This is a genomic window from Nonlabens sp. (genome assembly GCF_018401815.1).
Taxonomy (GTDB): Bacteria; Bacteroidota; Bacteroidia; order Flavobacteriales; family Flavobacteriaceae; genus Nonlabens.
On sequence record NZ_JAGYKG010000003.1, the window covers coordinates 1 to 15,838 of the forward strand.

A 15,838-nucleotide genomic window follows, 5' to 3' on the forward strand; every position below is an offset into this window, starting at 1 on the left:
CGAGGTCACTTTGCTTTAAAGCGATAATACAGCAGATTCCTTAACTAATAAAAGCGAGTTATTTTTCAATAACTCGCTTTTGTATTTGTAATTGCAGGTGCTTCGCTTTCGCGAAAGCGTACCCAGCTCTCTATTCTTAGCATTACAAAAGCAACATATAGTGGGTTCTAACAAGGAATTGTTTTTAATGTTGTTGCAAATGCCGCACAAAAGAACGGCTTGCACCATCTAGCGCAAGCCGTTCTTATCATGTTTCTGGATGTCAAAAGCTCTAGTCTTTATGCTAACACCACAAGTCTTTACTTTTTAGCAAGCAGCAATGATTCTTAGTTTTTATCCCAACCTGTTGCTTTTTTCCAGCGTACCGGTGCCGCAGGTTCCGGTTTTGCTTTAAACTCTTGAGTAGGTAACAGATTTAATGCTACTTGAACTGCTTTTTCTAATTGTGGATCTATTCCTGAGGATACGTTTTTAGGATCTTGAATGACTTCTATATCTGGTGCTACACCAACTCCTTCTACCGCCCAATTTCCATCGAGATCAAAGAAGCCACCGCGTGGTGCCACCATTCTTCCGCCATCAATAAATCTTGGGGTGTCCCAAGTTCCTACTAATCCGCCCCAAGTTCTGGTACCTACTATAGGCCCTATGTTTTGTTGCTGGAACATATAAGGAAGTAAATCACCACCAGATCCAGCCCGTTCATTAATAAGCATCACTTTAGGGCCAAATATTCCTGCCATCGGAGTGGTCCAAGGCTGGTTGTCATTTGCCTTGCTGTTAAAATACCCCATAGGCTCGCGATTCATAATATCAATTATGTAGTCTGCCGCAGAGCCACCACCATTATTACGCTCATCTATAATTACTCCTTTCTTATCTTGTTGAGAAAAATAATACCTATTAAAGGAAGTAAAGCCACCATCACCGGTGTTGGGTACATAGACATAAGCCAGTTGGCCGTTGGATAACTCATCCACTTGACGTCTGTTAGCTTCTATCCATTCTACCGTTCTTAAACCACGTTCACTTCTTACAGGTTTTATGATCAACTTTTTGGCATCTTTCTCTTTACCAGTAGAACTCACTTGAAGACTTATGGTACGATTTGCTGTTTGTTCTAGAAGTTGGAACGGATTTAGGTTTTCGCTTAAAGCGGTACCATTAATAGCGTGTATATAATCTCCTTCTTGAACCTCAAGTCCAGGCATAGCAAGTGGACCAGTTATATTGGGATTCCAGTTTTCGCCGGTATATATTTTCTTAATTCTATACATTCCCTTGTGCAGCTCCAAATCTGCTCCCAATAAGCCTACAGGAACATCATTTACATCTGGTAGGTCTCCGCCAGAAACATAGGAATGACCTATGGCGATTTCACCACTCATAATGTCTACCACATAATTGAGATCTACGCGATGCCGCACGTCTTTGATCCAGGGTGCATACCATTCATAAACTTGATTCCAAGGAGCTCCATGCGTATTATCTACATACAGGAAGTCTCTCATATAACGCCAGCCTTCTTTAAAGATTTGGGCATATTCCTCTTGCGGATTGACCTTAATTTGCATGGAAGTGTTAAGGCTTTCTTTTCCAGCGGCATCTGCTTTGGTATCGTTCAAACTCCAGTTACCTGATTTATAAATTAGAATATGGCTGCCATCATAGGAGGAAACCATAGCGTTGACAGCAGTGGCAAATTCTTTTGCTTTCTGTTCTTTTACATCGTATTTGTGAACTTGGAGTCCGCTTTTATTAGGAATATTTTCTGCAATAAAAACAACTCCAGCAGGACCTTTAGTCATGCTGATATAATTTCTAGCTGGAAGGTCCATTGGGACGATGCGTTGGTAGATTCCTTCTTTATCTATAATTACTGTTACATCGGTATCTTCTTTGTCAGCATCCTTCTTTTTGTCCTTGTCCTTGTCCCTGTCGGTTGTTAGGTCTGATTTTTCTTCATCCGTTTCGGGTAGGTGAGGTGCTTTAGCAGTTTTAGACAGTACGACGGCATATAGAGATCTGTTTAAAGATTTATCCATAGAACTCATGTCCAACCATCCAGAAGAAAGACCGTAATCCGTGCTGGTCAATGTGTATAGATAGTCTCCAGATTCATCCCAAACCGGGTCGATAGAATCTGCTAGTGGGTCTGTGATTTGAATGGTTTCCTTGGTGTCTATATTGTAAGCAAAAATGGCTTTGAAGTGGCTTTTCAACTGTTTGCTGTAAGCGATCCACTTACTGTCTGGTGACCATACAGGGTTTAAAGTTCTGTTGGGATGTGCAAAATTATCTGTTGCTACTATTTCAGCTGTTCCAGAAGCAATTTCAAGTACATAGGCGTTAAAGTTGGTATCTGTAAACGTGAGGTACTTTCCGTCTGGAGACCAGTCAGGTTGAAAGTAAAACGTAGGATTTGCTAGGGCTATGGTTTTTTTATCAGCCCCATATTGATCGGTAATGATCAATTGGTATTCTCCGCTTTGATCAGAGAACCAAGCTATTTGATCTCCTTTAGGCGACCAGATGGGACTGCGGTCTGCAGCTGCGGTAGAGTTAGAGATGTTACGCCAGGTACCCTTTTCTTTAGGTACTGTAAAAATTTCACCTCGGTGTTCAAATAGAACCCGTTGTCCATTAGGCGATATATTAGGATTGGTTAAGTCTGAAGCTTTTACTTCTTCCCATCGCTCTCTAGCATAGTTGTAATCGGCATTTACATCAATGGCAAGTGGAGTGGTCTTTCCTGAAATCGGATCCAAAAGATGCAAATAACCAGCTTGTTCATACACGATTTGATTCTGGTCGGTGTCTAAGTTTTTTACATCAAACCTCTTGTGAAAAGTAATTTGTTGTTCTTCTTTGGTTTTGGGATTATAGGACCAGATGTTACTGGTATAATCCCGCTCAGAAATGTAATAAATTACTTCCTTATGCCATATTGGGGTTAGATGACGTTCCTGATCTAATTGAGGAGTAGTTTGCAATTCTTTAGTCTTTAGATCTACGATCCAAATAGGAAGGGCTTGTCCACCGCGGTAGTTGCGCCATTCTGAATCCCAAGAAGTGATAGGTGTATAGGCCAGGTATTTCCCATCGCTAGACATATTTCCAAAAGCAGCTCTACCTATATCTATTTTACTAGGAAAGTGCTCCTTAAGGCCTATGGTAAATAAATGACTGGATTGAGTTGGTTTTGATTCCCGATCAGACCTAAAAATAATTTTATGATCAGGGGTCCATCCTTGGACAAAATCTCCACTGGGATGAAAGGTGATTCGTTGAGGTTCACCGCCAGAAGAAGGAATCACATAGACATCCATATTACCATCGTACTCTGCGGTAAAAGCGATCATACTTCCATCTGGTGAAAATTGTGGCGTCATTTCGTAGCCTATATCGCTTGTAAGGCGTACGGCATTACCTCCAGAGGTACTGGCTTTCCAAAGATCATTTGCATAAGAAAAGACAACTTGACCTTTATGTATACTGGGTTGTCTTAAAAGTTGTGTTCCTTGACTTGTTGCCAAAATTCCAGAAAGTGCGAGAAAAATGCGGAATATGTTTTTCATAGTTGCTGTATTGTGTTTACAAGATATAACATTTATATATGTGGTGGTATTCGGTTTTTTATTTTCTGGAAAATAAAAGCAGTTGCGCAGGACATGAAAGGAGAACCCTAATTTTTTAATAAGGCTAAAGTTCAAAGCTTGAAGTAGCACTATTGATCTATTCGGCAGCAGGTCAAGCTTCCATTAAAAAAGCTGTAGATAGAGCCTCTTAAAGCATCGAGTTTTTAGAATTCTACCTACAGGGATTTAGTCTTAACTATATAAATGATAAAAGGCTGATTTATTTTTAAAAAGCAAGAGAGACATTTGTAAATTTATAACCTGATACAAGTAGCTAACAAGGAACCACCAATAGGGACTTTTTATCGATTGAGAACGCTGTAATAGCATTTGTTCTCTGCAAGTGGTACCAGGAGAAGAAACTAATCAGCAAGTATTTAAATCCATAACAAAGAAATGAAGCCTAAAAAATGGACAATAGGAATCGCTATAGCAGGAATTCTTTTAGTTGCGGTCGCCATTATAACCATCGAGCGTTATTCTTATCACAGCAGTCCTCGACAGCCTGCTAATACCTATTTACACCAACGAATCAAGAAATTCCAAATTCAAGGAATAGATATCAGTCACCATCAAGGAGTTATTGATTGGCAACAAGTACGACATCCAGATACCACCCAAAGTTTTAATTTTGCTTTTATAAGAGCAACGGTTGGCATGTCTAAGGATAGGCATTTTAAAAAAAATTGGGAAGCAGCTTCGCAACAAGGCTTCTCTCGAGGAGCCTATCATTATTACTGGAGTAATGTCAATAGTACCAAGCAAGCTCATCATTTTATGGAAAGCGTTTCTATAGCAAAAGGAGACCTTCCACCTGTACTCGATATTGAAGATATCTCCACTATTCAAAATAAAAAGTCCTTAAGAAAAGGACTTAAAAATTGGATTCAGATCATTGAAACTCATTATGGGGTGCAACCTATTATATACAGTGGGGAAGCTTTTTATAGAGATGTTTTAAGATCCGATGCCTATTTTAACGATTATCCAAGAATATGGATTGCTAACTATAATGGAGTTGCCTCGCCTCGTATTTCATGGAAGTTTTGGCAATACACCGATCGCATGCCTGTAGATGGTATTGAAACATTAGTAGATGCCAATGTTTTTAATGGTTCACGGGAAGAATTTAACAGGCTTTTAGTTCCTTAATTTATGGTTGAATAAAAGGGTTGCTCCATTTTACATTAGTGTATATATCATTACCGGTTAAGGTTTTTAAAAAATTTACTAAAGCTTGTTTATCAGCAGCAGATAGGTTCAATTGTTGACCTATTGGGCCATTAGGTCCTAATCCTTGAAACAATAATGGGTCTAGAAGTTGCTGGTCAGTCATATCTATATGGTTATAGTGTTCTACCATTTCTAGTAAGGAATTCAAAGAGCCGTTATGCATAAGAGGTCCATTAAGGTTGCCTGCTGGGTTTTCCAAATCTCTTAACGTAGGAGCTCTTGTGTTATTGTGATCAAAAATGCTTGGATCTGCAATGGTCGCTATAATTCCATTGTTGTGTATATTATCTTTTATCGCAAACTCTGGTGGTGCATGGCAACTTATGCATCCTGCACCTCCATTTTGTGGAAGGGTCGTAAATAAAAATTTCCCACGGTTTTCTGACATGTTATAGTTAGGGAACGGCTGCCCAGGAGTTCCAGCTAATGAAAGGCCCTCATCGTACTTAGAATCAAATGACTGAATACTTAAAACAAATTGAGCAAGACTTTCTTGTAAACGTTCTTCAGTAACCATCTGGTCACCATAAACATGATTAAAAAGTACTTGGTAATAATCAATTTGAGATAATTTACTTAATAGGTCGTCAAAATTAGGAGCAGCATTTTCGCCGCTAAAACCCATTTCTAAATGATCCTTAATGGGGTCGGTAACTTGTCTTTCTAAAGAGTTCACTCTTTCATTCCAGAAATAATTATTTCCTTCTTGAAAACCAGTATTTACCAACCTCATACTATGTCTTACTGTTATTCCGTTAACACCTATGCTAGCTATTGCAGTATCACCGAACGCATTTTCTTGTTGATGACAACTAGCACAAGCAATCGAATTATCAACAGATAATTGTTTGTCGTAGAATAAAATGCGTCCCAAAGTAGCTTTTTGATTATCTATGGTATTTCCTGTTTCAGAAAAGCGTATGTAGGTTGGAATACTTGTGTTTTGATAATTAAAAGTGGAATTAAGGTTTATGTTTGTACCAAACACATTTTCTAAAATAGCTTGATCTACAGGTAGGTAATCCTCTTCACTGCTTTGACAGGAAGTAAAAGAAAAGAGAATAATTAAAGCTAAAACAACACCAATTTTCATAAAGAATATTTTGTTAAGATCGTTCTAAATATAACACGTTTAATTTTAATAGTAAAAAAGGCTTTAGCACCACTCCTAATTCCTTTTTTAAATCCATAAATAAACGTTTTAATTGGTGGCTACCCGGATCCCATCAACCGTTTCATCAGTAGATTTGGCATTATTACAAATAACTTTACTGTCATTGGAGCGCAGTATTTGGAGTTTTTTGATCTCGGTATCACCCGTGTTGACAACAGCACCGTTTTGGGCAAGAATAATCATCTTGTCTTGATAGTTGAAATTTGTTAAGGTCACCTGGGTATTACCTGTTATAGAAAGTGCTTCTATATCGTTGGTATAAATACGAATTTTAAGTCCAGGAATACTTTGTTTTGAATTTTGTGTGATGACCAAAGAATTATGATCAGATGTAACGTTTAAGCCTTTTAGATTTTCTGTGTTTTTATTGAAAATAATTTGACTTTTATTAGAATGCACTAGTTCTACTTGAGCGTCGGTGTTAATTTTGATTTTGGAGAAGTCATCAACTTCTTGAATACTTTGTGCGGTACATAATCCTACAAAAAGGGTGGCAGTTATTACTAGTATTTTTTTCATGTCTTAAAATTTTTAATTGTTAGTTTATTACCACATAGACCTGTCATTTCATAAATTGTTACAGGTTCAGCTGGTTTTGTTGCATTCATAATTTTTTTCAATTATTAATGAAACAACAGTTAGGATACAGCACTGTAGTTGCTCATTTCAGCAGTAGTCGGAATAGGAATAAAATAGATTTGAATGGCATCTAATCCAATAGCCTTTGTTTAATTTGATCTTACTTATTAACATTTACTGGATCTCCTCTTATCTGTAAGCGCTATCAGAAGCTCTTTTCGACGTCTCTTTATAAAAATTTTGATGGAGAAAGCGCATAAAAAAACGCTGCTATTTTTAAAATAGCAGCGTTGCGTTTTAAGAGAATGGAAAACTAAAACGAGTTGATTGTTTTTCTAATTGCCACCAGCCTAGTTAGAAGGCCTTCTAAATATTGAAGATCCAGCATATTGGCCCCGTCGCTTTTTGCGTTTGCTGGATCAAAGTGTGTTTCTATAAATAAGCCATCTACTTGATTGACGATACCTGCGCGAGCAATAGTTTCAATCATATCTGGTCTACCACCAGTAACACCGCTGCTTTGGTTGGGTTGTTGCAAACTATGTGTCACATCAAGAACGGTAGGAGCAAATGCCCTCATTGTTGGAATCCCTCTGAAATCTACAATCATATCTTGATAACCGAACATCGTACCACGATCTGTGATCCATGCTTTATCACTTCCAGTATCTTTTACTTTTTGTACGGCATGTTTCATTGCTTCCGGTGACATGAACTGACCTTTTTTAAGGTTCACCACTTTGCCGGTTTCTGCTGCTGCGACCACTAGATCCGTTTGTCTTACGAGAAATGCAGGAATTTGTAACACATCTACATATTCTGCTGCCATTGCGGCATCGCTTAGTTCATGAATATCGGTTACCGTAGGGATGTCAAATGTTTCAGAAACTTTACGTAAAATTTTTAAGGCCTTTAGGTCTCCTATACCAGTAAAGCTATCAATGCGACTGCGATTTGCTTTTTTAAAACTGCCTTTAAACACATAAGGTATTTTTAAATGATCGGTAATTTTGACTACTTTTTCGGCTATTCTTAATGCCATATCTTCTCCTTCGATGGCACATGGTCCAGCGAGTAGAAAGAAGTTGTTGGCATCTAAATTTTTAAGTTTAGGTATCTGGTTAAGTTGCATAAAATGCTTTTTTAATTAATTATTAATAATTACTTCTCTGCCGCTTTTTTCCCATTTGGAAATTCCACCTTGCATATCATAAACAAGAGTGAAGCCCTTATCTCGCAAAATCTGAGCACATCTGATACTCTGTCGACCTTTATTACAATAGACAAGAAGCGGTTCTTTCTTATCCAATTGATCCAGAGAATTATTAAAATCCTCGTTTTCTACCTCAATATTGATCGCATCTTTAATGTGTTTATTGGTAAATTGTAGCTTGCTGCGTACATCAATTATCTTCACTTGATTCCATTCCATCATCTTGGCGGCTTCTTTAACAGACACTTGATTGATGACTCCTGGTTGATCATTAAAACAGCTTTGCACTGAGAACATTACTAAGGATGCTAGTACTATTTTAATCAGGCGTTTCATTATTCTGGAATCACGGTGTCTCCATCCCAATTGCTGTAACCACCTGTAAGGTTAAAGGTGTTTTTTAAACCCAATTGTTCCATAATCTGGCAAGCCTGCATACTTCTACTACCAGCACGGCAATAAACGTAATAATTTTGGTCGCCGTCCATGTTGTTCATGGCGTTCATAAACTCTTGAGGTTTAAAGATATCGTAATGTAAAGCACCTGGGATCATCCCTTCACTTACTTCTTCATCGGTGCGAACATCGATAATGAAGCCATTAGTATCTTGAGCAGTTTGCTCTTTCCATTCTTGGTTGTTGAGATCTGTTATCATAATTCTGTTATAAGGAACAATTGCTAGTAGCAACTATTTTTTGATTTTTTAAAGTAGTATTCTTAATGGCTCCATAACCACCCGCTACATTTACTACATTTTTAATTCCGTTAGCCTTTGCAATACTAGAAAATATTACGGACCTGTAGCCACCTGCACAATGGATGTGATAGGTGTTATCGGCATTTAATTTTTTTATTTCTTCATGCACCGCACTCAAGGTATGCAGCGGCACACCACAAATATGCCCAGATTCATATTCACCTGGTTTGCGCGTATCTATAGGATTCTTTATAGAACCATCTTCTAAACCGTCTACAAAATCTTGTGCGCTACTATTTTTAATGGTCGAAACTTCCAACCCATTATTTTTCCAAGTGTCAAAACCACCTGATAAGTATCCTTGGGCATTATCATAACCTACACGTGCAAGTCGGGTCACCGCTTCTTTTTCTCTCCCTTCAGGGACCACTAGAATTATTTTTTGATCTATATTTTCAATTAAAGCACCTACCCATGGGGCAAACTGCCCATCCAGACCTATAAACCAAGAGCCTGGAATGGCACCTGCCGTAAATTCTTGTGGGGATCGCGTATCTAAGACCAAATATTCAGGATCTTCTGCCAGCGTTTTAAAAGAAGCTAGTGGTATAGGAGTTACTCCTCTTGACATAACTTCGTCTATGCTGGAATTAATGCCTTTATTCATCCAGACATTTTTAGGAAAGTAAGCTGGAGGAGCTTCTATACCGGTAGTGAGTTCTTGTATAAACTCTTCTTTACTTAAAGTAGTAGACAGTGCGTAATTGGTCTTTTTTTGGTTGCCTAAGGAGTCACTGGTTTCTTTACTCATATTTTTACCACAAGCGCTACCTGCTCCATGAGCTGGATATACGGTAATGTGATCAGGTAAGGGCATGATCTCGTTTCTTAACGAATCGTATAAATGTGCTGCCAGATCTTGTGGGCTTAAGTCAGATTTTACAGCCAAATCTGGCCTACCTACGTCACCTATAAAAAGAGTATCACCTGTAAATAAGGCTTGCTCACCCCCCTTTTCATCCTTTAAAAGGTAACAAGAAGATTCCATGGTGTGGCCAGGAGTGTGTATTAATTGTAAGGAAACCTTACCGAGTTGAAATACTTGTAAGTGTTCCGCTTTCGCGAAAGCGTAACTTGTAACCGCATTGGGACCTATTACAATGGTAGCCCCAGTTTTATCTGCTAAATCTACATGTCCAGAAACAAAATCTGCATGGAAATGCGTAAGAAAAATATAGGTAATGGTCACGTCATCCTCCTTAGCACGATCTATATATTGTTGCACCTCTCTCAGAGGGTCAATGATAGCAGCTTCTCCATTTGAGGCAATGTAATAGGTTCCTTGAGCAAGACATTGTGTGTAATATTGTTCTAGGATCATGAAAATAATTTTATGCGAAAATACAATTTATAAATCTCAGAAATAAGAAAAGCTTATGGGTAGATGCCGAGTTTGTATAGAAAATAGTGATAGTAATTTGCACCAGTAACCATCTGAGGCTATCTAGATAAAAGATTTTTTTAGCCTCTATTTTGAAATTCTAACATCAATGGATAGGATCACTTAATACGGCATCCTATGGCCGTAGATCTAGTTTGCTTTATAGGTTCACCGCTAAGCAAGGCTTGTAACGCATTTTCAAGGTAGGTATTCTTGACCTCATTTGCATCTTGATACTTATCGTCAATTGCCCCTATATATTTTACAATAGGGTTCTTACCTTCTTTTTGAAGTAAGAACACATGAGGGGTTTTGGTAGCACCGTACTGTGGATAAATTTTTTGTCCAGCATCTAACAAATAGGGAAAAGTAAACCCCTTTTCTTTTGCTCTTACTTTCATAGCCTCAAAACTGTCAGTAGGGTATTCTTTTGGGTTGTTAGGATTGATGGCGATAACCGGGTATCCTACATTTTTATATTTTTGGTCTATAGCTATGATTCGGTCTTCATAGGCCACACTGTATGGGCAATGATTACAAGTGAAAATAATAACAAATCCTTTTGCATCCTTAAAGTCTTTAAGAGATGTGGTACTTCCATCTGTATTTTTTAAAGAAAAATCTGTAGCGGTATCACCTATATCGTATCCTTTTATAGTACTGATTTCTCGCGCTGCGCTTGCATTTTTTTTCTCTTTATAAGGTGCAGGTCTTTCGGCAAAAAGGTTGTTACGTTCTTTACCCTCTAGCATTCCAGAAAAAAATGAAATGGCAAGTCCACCTATTAAGAGGATCACTAATATTTTCAAGGTCTTCATAAAAATTCATTTATGGCATCCTCCAATTCTTTATAGGTCAATGCTTTGTTGTAAAATTGTTTTTTGTCTTTAGAGATGATTAAAGTCACCGGTATAGCTCCGTCCCAGTGTTGGTCAACTATGGGGATCCACTCTGCTGCATAAGGATCGTCTAGAAGCAGTACCTGAGATCTTATTTGATTGTTTTCTAAAAAAGGTTGGACCTCACTTGTTATATTTTTTGCATCGTCTAAAGAGATTAAAATGACCTCTACCTGATTCTTATAGGAAGCTCCTATTTTTTCAAAATAAGGCAATTCTTCCACACAAGGGGCACACCAAGTAGCCCAAAAGTTGATCACTTTTATCTTTTCATTATCGGCAACAAGAGCTTGTTGTAATCCATTTTGATCTATAGCGACCGCCTTAGCAATAGGTCGTTGATCACAAGAAACCAAGCTAAGTATTAAAAAGGCGATAAGTAGATTCCATTTCATTAGCTCAAATATAAGAGAGGAATCGCTGACTCAAAAGGGTTTAACAAAAGTTGGCTCAGAATTTAAGAAACTATAACAAAAAACGTTGTGGCCAACTATTCTTATGAAGCAGGTAGGTTAGCTTTCATGCGTTCAACTATCTTATAGGCAGCCGGGCAAATGGAAGTGTTTGTCACAGTAAGTGTTCCTATTTGATAAATTTTTCTTCGGTCGGTATGTGGGTATTCTCTACAGGCTTTAGGTCTCACTTCGTATATAGAACAATAATTATCTGTTCCTAGAAAATGACAAGGTGTTTGCTGTAATACATAGTCTTGGTCTTCATCAACCTTTAAAAACTGATCAATAAAATCACTAGGCTTCATTCTAAAATGCTTGGAAATTCTGTTGATGTCTATATTGGTAAATAGAGGCCCTGTAGTCTTGCAACAATTGGCACAAGTAAGACAGTCTACTTCTTCAAAAACTTCATTGTGAATTTCTTGAACGGCAGCGTCAAGTCCTTTTGGTTTTTTCTTGCGCAGTTTTTTAAAAAAGTCGGTGTTTTCTTTTTTCTTTTGTTGTGCGAGTTGAGGAAGTTGTTGGAGGAAGTCTTCCATAAGTGCTGCTGTTTTTATTTTAATGAACTCCTCATTAAGTGGAGCAATTCTTTAGAGCAAGCACTTAATTATAGGAATAAAAAAAGAAGTGTGTTGCTTTGAAAAAATCTAAGATACTATCTATTTGCCATACTGTTAGCTCAGAGGGCAAGGAATGCAATGATCAGGTGGAATAAAATCAAAATTCTGGAATCACCTTAATATAAATAGCTGTTCCGTAGCTTCTATATAAGGGTCTACCTACTGGAATAAGCTCTAGTTAGAACCGATCGCTCAGCTCACCTTAAAAAAAATTATCATCACTTTTAGATTACTAAGAATCCATAAGTTTAGAATGCGTGATAACCGAATCCTCCTGCATAGAACAATAACGCTTGGGTTTTTTATACGATCTCACTTTCGCGAAAGCAGCTTTCTAAATATTACTTATAGGATTATTTTGCAGCCGCTCTATGACGTTCTCTAGCTAACAAGGTGTTCTTAAGCAGCATGGCAATGGTCATAGGACCAACGCCGCCTGGAACAGGAGTGATGTAACTTGCCTTTTTAGAAACATGTTCAAAATCTACATCACCAGTGATGTAATAACCTCGTTCTCGAGATTCATCAGGTACACGAGTGATTCCTACATCTATAATAACCACATCGTCTTTCACCATTTCAGCCTTTAGGAATCCTGGAACTCCAAGAGCAGTAATAATAATGTCAGCTTGAGAAGTGATTTGAGTTATATTCTTGGTATGACTGTGAGTAAGTGTTACTGTTGAGTTTCCAGGAAATCCTTTTCTTCCCATCAATATACTCATAGGTCTTCCAACAATGTGAGATCTTCCAATAACAACCGTATGTTTCCCTTGAGTTTCCACACCATAACGATCCAATAATTCCAGTATTCCAAAAGGTGTAGCAGGGATAAAGGTGCTCATATCTAGCGCCATTCTACCAAAGTTAGTAGGGTGGAAGCCGTCCACATCTTTATCTGGGTCTACGGCCATCAAGACTTTTTGGGTGTCAATTTGTTTAGGTAAGGGCAACTGAACAATAAACCCATCTATTTCTGGGTTATCATTGAGTTGTTTGATTTCTTTAAGAAGTTCGGTCTCGCTGGTGGTATTAGGTAAGCGTACCATGGTGCTTTCAAATCCTACACGTTCACAAGCGCGTACTTTAGAACCTACATAAGTAAGGCTTGCGCCGTCATTCCCTACGATTACTGCTGCAAGATGAGGTACTTTTTCCCCATTAGCTTTCATTTCTTGAACGATCTCAGTGATTTCGTTCTTAATGTCATTACTGGTTTTTTTTCCGTCGAGAATAATCATAGTTATGCGTAATGGTTAATGCGGTTGTAAAATTCACCAATAACTAGTGAATTAAAAACTTTAGAGACCCACACTTATTACCTATTTGTTAACGATAAGGTTTGCGAGGTGTTCCATAGTGATCTAACAATACTTCCTAAGCGTTGTCTTAGGATGTGTTAGTTTAAAATGTATTCCAAAAACAGGTAATGAATTATTTCATATTACCCAAAGCACTCATCATGGCTTTTCCTTTACCACCTTGCATCATCTTCATCATTTTGCTCATCTGGTTAAATTGTTTCAGCAGTTGGTTGACTTCAGTTACAGAAGTACCACTACCTTTTGCAATACGCTTTTTACGAGAGCCGTTTATTACTTGAGGTTGCGTGCGTTCTTCCATAGTCATGGAGTGTATAATGGCTTCGATACCTTTAAAGGCGTCATCGTCTATATCCACATCTTTGAGCATTTTTCCTGCACCAGGAATCATACCCATAAGATCTTTCATATTACCCATTTTTTTAATTTGCTGAATCTGAGAAAGAAAGTCGTCAAAACCGAATTGGTTCTTTGCAATCTTTTTACTCAGCTTTCTTGCCTCTTCCTCATCAAATTGTTCTTGTGCGCGTTCTACCAGAGAGACTACATCTCCCATTCCTAGAATACGGTCTGCCATACGTTCTGGATAGAAAACATCGATGGCTTCCATCTTTTCTCCAGTACCTATAAATTTAATAGGCTTATCTACCACAGATTTGATCGATAAGGCAGCACCACCACGGGTATCACCATCTAGTTTTGTAAGAACAACACCGTCAAAATTTAAAATATCATTAAAAGCCTTTGCCGTATTCACAGCATCTTGACCGGTCATGGAATCTACTACAAAAAGGGTTTCCTGAGGTTGAATTGCTGCGTGGACATCTGCAATTTCCTTCATCATTTGTTCATCTACCGCAAGACGACCAGCGGTATCAATAATCACGGCATTAAAACCCTTTTCTTTTGCGTAGGCAATTGCGGCTTGGGAGATCTTTACTGGATTCTTCTCTTCGCGATTAGAAAACACTTCAACTCCTATAAGTTCTCCTACTACGTGCAATTGATCTATTGCCGCAGGGCGATAAATATCACAAGCTACTAAAAGTGTTTTTTTGCTCTTTTTAGTCTTTAAGTAATTGGCTAGTTTACCAGAAAAAGTAGTTTTACCAGATCCTTGAAGACCAGACATTAGAATTACGCTAGGGTTACCACTAAGATTGATACCAGCGGCATCCCCTCCCATCAGGGCTGTAAGCTCATCTTTTACGATTTTGGTAAGAAGTTGGCCGGGTTTTAGTGTGGTGAGTACACCCTGACCTAGTGCTTTTTCTTTTGCACGAGCTGTAAAATCTTTGGCGATTTTATAGTTCACATCGGCATCTACAAGAGCGCGACGTATTTCTTTAAGAGTATCTGCAACATTTACCTCGGTAATGCTGCCGTATCCCTTAAGGACGTGCATGGCTTTATCGAGCTTGTCAGTTAAATTATCAAACATATTTTTAACTCATTTTTTGAAGATTGCAAAGATAGTATTTCAAGGGTTGATCTTCAAGGTTTTCATTTGGTTTGTGAAGTTGGTTAAGATCTCACATTTACGATGTGAATAGCAAGTACTAACTTCTTTAAGTGTTCCGCTTTCGCGAAAGCGAACTAACAACAAAGCTTATAACTTATTTTTTGTGCAATTGATTCATTACAAACACATGGGGGAAGGTAATGCCGCCCAAAAATGCAATAATGGTAGAAAGGAAGAGGCTGGTGTAGTCTTTTAAAAAATAATAAAGCAGTGCTAAAAACACTAAAGCACCAACCCAATAAACTAAGGAATTCAGCAGGTATTCTTTAAGCGTTGCTATAGTAACTTTTCCATTTAAGAAAACAATTTGATTGTAAATGGAGGGTATGCTGTGCCATAAAATAAAGTAAATGGCAAAACCCATAAGTAAACTTGCTGTTTGAAATAAAACGTAAAGTATAAAAAGGTAAAACAGTTCTCTACTTATCATACTCCATGACAAGGCCTTTAAAACTTTCTGTGAGCTGATAATCATTATGGTCGCCGAGACTATAAAAGGGTACAATAAGTAATTGAAGGTAATCTCTGTTTTTAAGAGGTCATTAATAATAAGGACACTTTCGGTATGATGGATAATTAATAAGGTAAGGATGATGTTAAACCCATAAGAAGTTAAAAATAGATGGTACACCCATGAAGAGGCGATCTTATATCTTTCAAAATGTTCTTGTCCAAAATGATAACCGCTTATTAAAATAAATAGGAATAAAATGACTTCTGGAATGATAAAAAACAAGGTAAAACCAGTCAAAACTATTACTGCGTAGATCAAATTAAAAGAAAAAAGCTTTTTTTTTGTAATTTTTTTTTGGTTAAAAAAAATTTTAAGATCATTGGCTCCATGGCCTACGCCAATGGTCAAAATTAAAAAATATCCAAGCGCAAACTCCACATTATCAGGTATTTGAATAGAGCACCATAAGGCGAAAAAACTAAGTACCATGATGATGTTATAGAGCTGGAATTTCATAGGCATGAACATTTGTTTAATATTAACATTGTAAAGTTAAACAATATTAATTCTGTTTTTGTATATTTACTGGA

Annotated in this window: 14 protein-coding genes; 1 reads left to right on the forward strand and 13 read right to left on the reverse strand. The window is 37.7% G+C overall.

The genetic code is table 11. The features are described 5' to 3' along the window. Positions 1-326 precede the first annotated feature (326 nt). The gene (locus KG732_RS06730) at positions 327-3,578 is read right to left on the reverse strand and encodes a S41 family peptidase (RefSeq protein WP_213521762.1); all 3,252 of its coding nucleotides are present in this window, start codon (positions 3,576-3,578) and stop codon (positions 327-329) included. 456 nt (positions 3,579-4,034) lie between these two features. Between KG732_RS06730 and KG732_RS06735 the strand changes: the two genes are divergently transcribed. Beyond that, a complete protein-coding gene (locus tag KG732_RS06735) occupies positions 4,035-4,790 on the forward strand; it encodes a GH25 family lysozyme (protein WP_213521764.1) in 756 nt (251 codons plus the stop codon). A 1-nt stretch (position 4,791) separates the two neighbouring features. Here KG732_RS06735 and KG732_RS06740 read toward each other — a convergent pair whose 3' ends face one another. The 12 genes from KG732_RS06740 to KG732_RS06795 form a co-directional block, all read right to left on the reverse strand. Beyond that, entirely contained in the window at positions 4,792-5,964 is a 1,173-nt protein-coding gene (locus KG732_RS06740; protein ID WP_213521766.1) for a cytochrome c peroxidase, read from the reverse strand. Between the two features lie 108 nt (positions 5,965-6,072). Beyond that, complete coding sequence (locus tag KG732_RS06745) at positions 6,073-6,564, reverse strand: DUF2807 domain-containing protein (RefSeq protein WP_213521774.1); 492 nt, start codon at positions 6,562-6,564, stop codon at positions 6,073-6,075. Positions 6,565-6,937: 373 nt separating this feature from the next. Further along, positions 6,938-7,756, reverse strand: a complete 819-nt coding sequence (gene kdsA, locus KG732_RS06750) for a 3-deoxy-8-phosphooctulonate synthase (protein ID WP_213521776.1) — start codon at positions 7,754-7,756, stop codon at positions 6,938-6,940. 15 nt (positions 7,757-7,771) lie between these two features. After that, positions 7,772-8,173 (reverse strand): rhodanese-like domain-containing protein, encoded by a 402-nt coding sequence (locus tag KG732_RS06755; protein WP_213521778.1) that lies wholly within the window; start codon positions 8,171-8,173, stop codon positions 7,772-7,774. Next, positions 8,173-8,493, reverse strand: coding sequence for a rhodanese-like domain-containing protein (locus KG732_RS06760; RefSeq protein ID WP_300980369.1), 321 nt, complete (start codon positions 8,491-8,493; stop codon positions 8,173-8,175). Before KG732_RS06760 ends, KG732_RS06755 begins: the two co-directional genes overlap by 1 nt. A gap of 7 nt (positions 8,494-8,500) precedes the next feature. After that, the gene (locus KG732_RS06765) at positions 8,501-9,916 is read right to left on the reverse strand and encodes a rhodanese-like domain-containing protein (RefSeq protein WP_213521779.1); all 1,416 of its coding nucleotides are present in this window, start codon (positions 9,914-9,916) and stop codon (positions 8,501-8,503) included. A gap of 179 nt (positions 9,917-10,095) precedes the next feature. Continuing rightward, on the reverse strand, positions 10,096-10,794 hold the full coding sequence (locus KG732_RS06770) for a thioredoxin family protein (RefSeq protein ID WP_213521781.1): 699 nt from the start codon (positions 10,792-10,794) through the stop codon (positions 10,096-10,098). Continuing rightward, positions 10,791-11,270, reverse strand: coding sequence for a TlpA disulfide reductase family protein (locus tag KG732_RS06775; protein ID WP_213521783.1), 480 nt, complete (start codon positions 11,268-11,270; stop codon positions 10,791-10,793). Before KG732_RS06775 ends, KG732_RS06770 begins: the two co-directional genes overlap by 4 nt. A 101-nt stretch (positions 11,271-11,371) precedes the next feature. Further along, the gene (locus tag KG732_RS06780) at positions 11,372-11,869 is read right to left on the reverse strand and encodes a YkgJ family cysteine cluster protein (RefSeq protein WP_213521785.1); all 498 of its coding nucleotides are present in this window, start codon (positions 11,867-11,869) and stop codon (positions 11,372-11,374) included. Between the two features lie 434 nt (positions 11,870-12,303). Beyond that, positions 12,304-13,191 carry a bifunctional 5,10-methylenetetrahydrofolate dehydrogenase/5,10-methenyltetrahydrofolate cyclohydrolase gene (locus KG732_RS06785; protein ID WP_213521787.1) on the reverse strand — a complete coding sequence of 296 codons (888 nt, stop codon included), beginning with the start codon at positions 13,189-13,191 and terminating at the stop codon, positions 12,304-12,306. Between the two features lie 193 nt (positions 13,192-13,384). Further along, positions 13,385-14,713, reverse strand: coding sequence for a signal recognition particle protein (gene ffh / locus KG732_RS06790; protein WP_213521789.1), 1,329 nt, complete (start codon positions 14,711-14,713; stop codon positions 13,385-13,387). Positions 14,714-14,888: 175 nt separating this feature from the next. Next, the gene (locus KG732_RS06795) at positions 14,889-15,770 is read right to left on the reverse strand and encodes a Brp/Blh family beta-carotene 15,15'-dioxygenase (RefSeq protein WP_213521791.1); all 882 of its coding nucleotides are present in this window, start codon (positions 15,768-15,770) and stop codon (positions 14,889-14,891) included. Between the last annotated feature and the right edge of the window lie 68 nt (positions 15,771-15,838).

Coding starts and splice junctions, on each gene's coding strand:
- KG732_RS06795 (WP_213521791.1), bottom strand. CDS start 15,770: ATGCCTATGAAATTCCAGCTCTATAACATCATCATGGTACTTAGTTTT.
- KG732_RS06765 (WP_213521779.1), bottom strand. CDS start 9,916: ATGATCCTAGAACAATATTACACACAATGTCTTGCTCAAGGAACCTAT.
- KG732_RS06785 (WP_213521787.1), bottom strand. CDS start 13,191: ATGATTATTCTCGACGGAAAAAAAACCAGTAATGACATTAAGAACGAA.
- KG732_RS06760 (WP_300980369.1), bottom strand. CDS start 8,493: ATGATAACAGATCTCAACAACCAAGAATGGAAAGAGCAAACTGCTCAA.
- KG732_RS06730 (WP_213521762.1), bottom strand. CDS start 3,578: ATGAAAAACATATTCCGCATTTTTCTCGCACTTTCTGGAATTTTGGCA.
- KG732_RS06770 (WP_213521781.1), bottom strand. CDS start 10,794: ATGAAGACCTTGAAAATATTAGTGATCCTCTTAATAGGTGGACTTGCC.
- kdsA (WP_213521776.1), bottom strand. CDS start 7,756: ATGCAACTTAACCAGATACCTAAACTTAAAAATTTAGATGCCAACAAC.
- KG732_RS06780 (WP_213521785.1), bottom strand. CDS start 11,869: ATGGAAGACTTCCTCCAACAACTTCCTCAACTCGCACAACAAAAGAAA.
- KG732_RS06740 (WP_213521766.1), bottom strand. CDS start 5,964: ATGAAAATTGGTGTTGTTTTAGCTTTAATTATTCTCTTTTCTTTTACT.
- KG732_RS06775 (WP_213521783.1), bottom strand. CDS start 11,270: ATGAAATGGAATCTACTTATCGCCTTTTTAATACTTAGCTTGGTTTCT.
- KG732_RS06735 (WP_213521764.1), top strand. CDS start 4,035: ATGAAGCCTAAAAAATGGACAATAGGAATCGCTATAGCAGGAATTCTT.
- KG732_RS06755 (WP_213521778.1), bottom strand. CDS start 8,173: ATGAAACGCCTGATTAAAATAGTACTAGCATCCTTAGTAATGTTCTCA.
- KG732_RS06745 (WP_213521774.1), bottom strand. CDS start 6,564: ATGAAAAAAATACTAGTAATAACTGCCACCCTTTTTGTAGGATTATGT.
- ffh (WP_213521789.1), bottom strand. CDS start 14,713: ATGTTTGATAATTTAACTGACAAGCTCGATAAAGCCATGCACGTCCTT.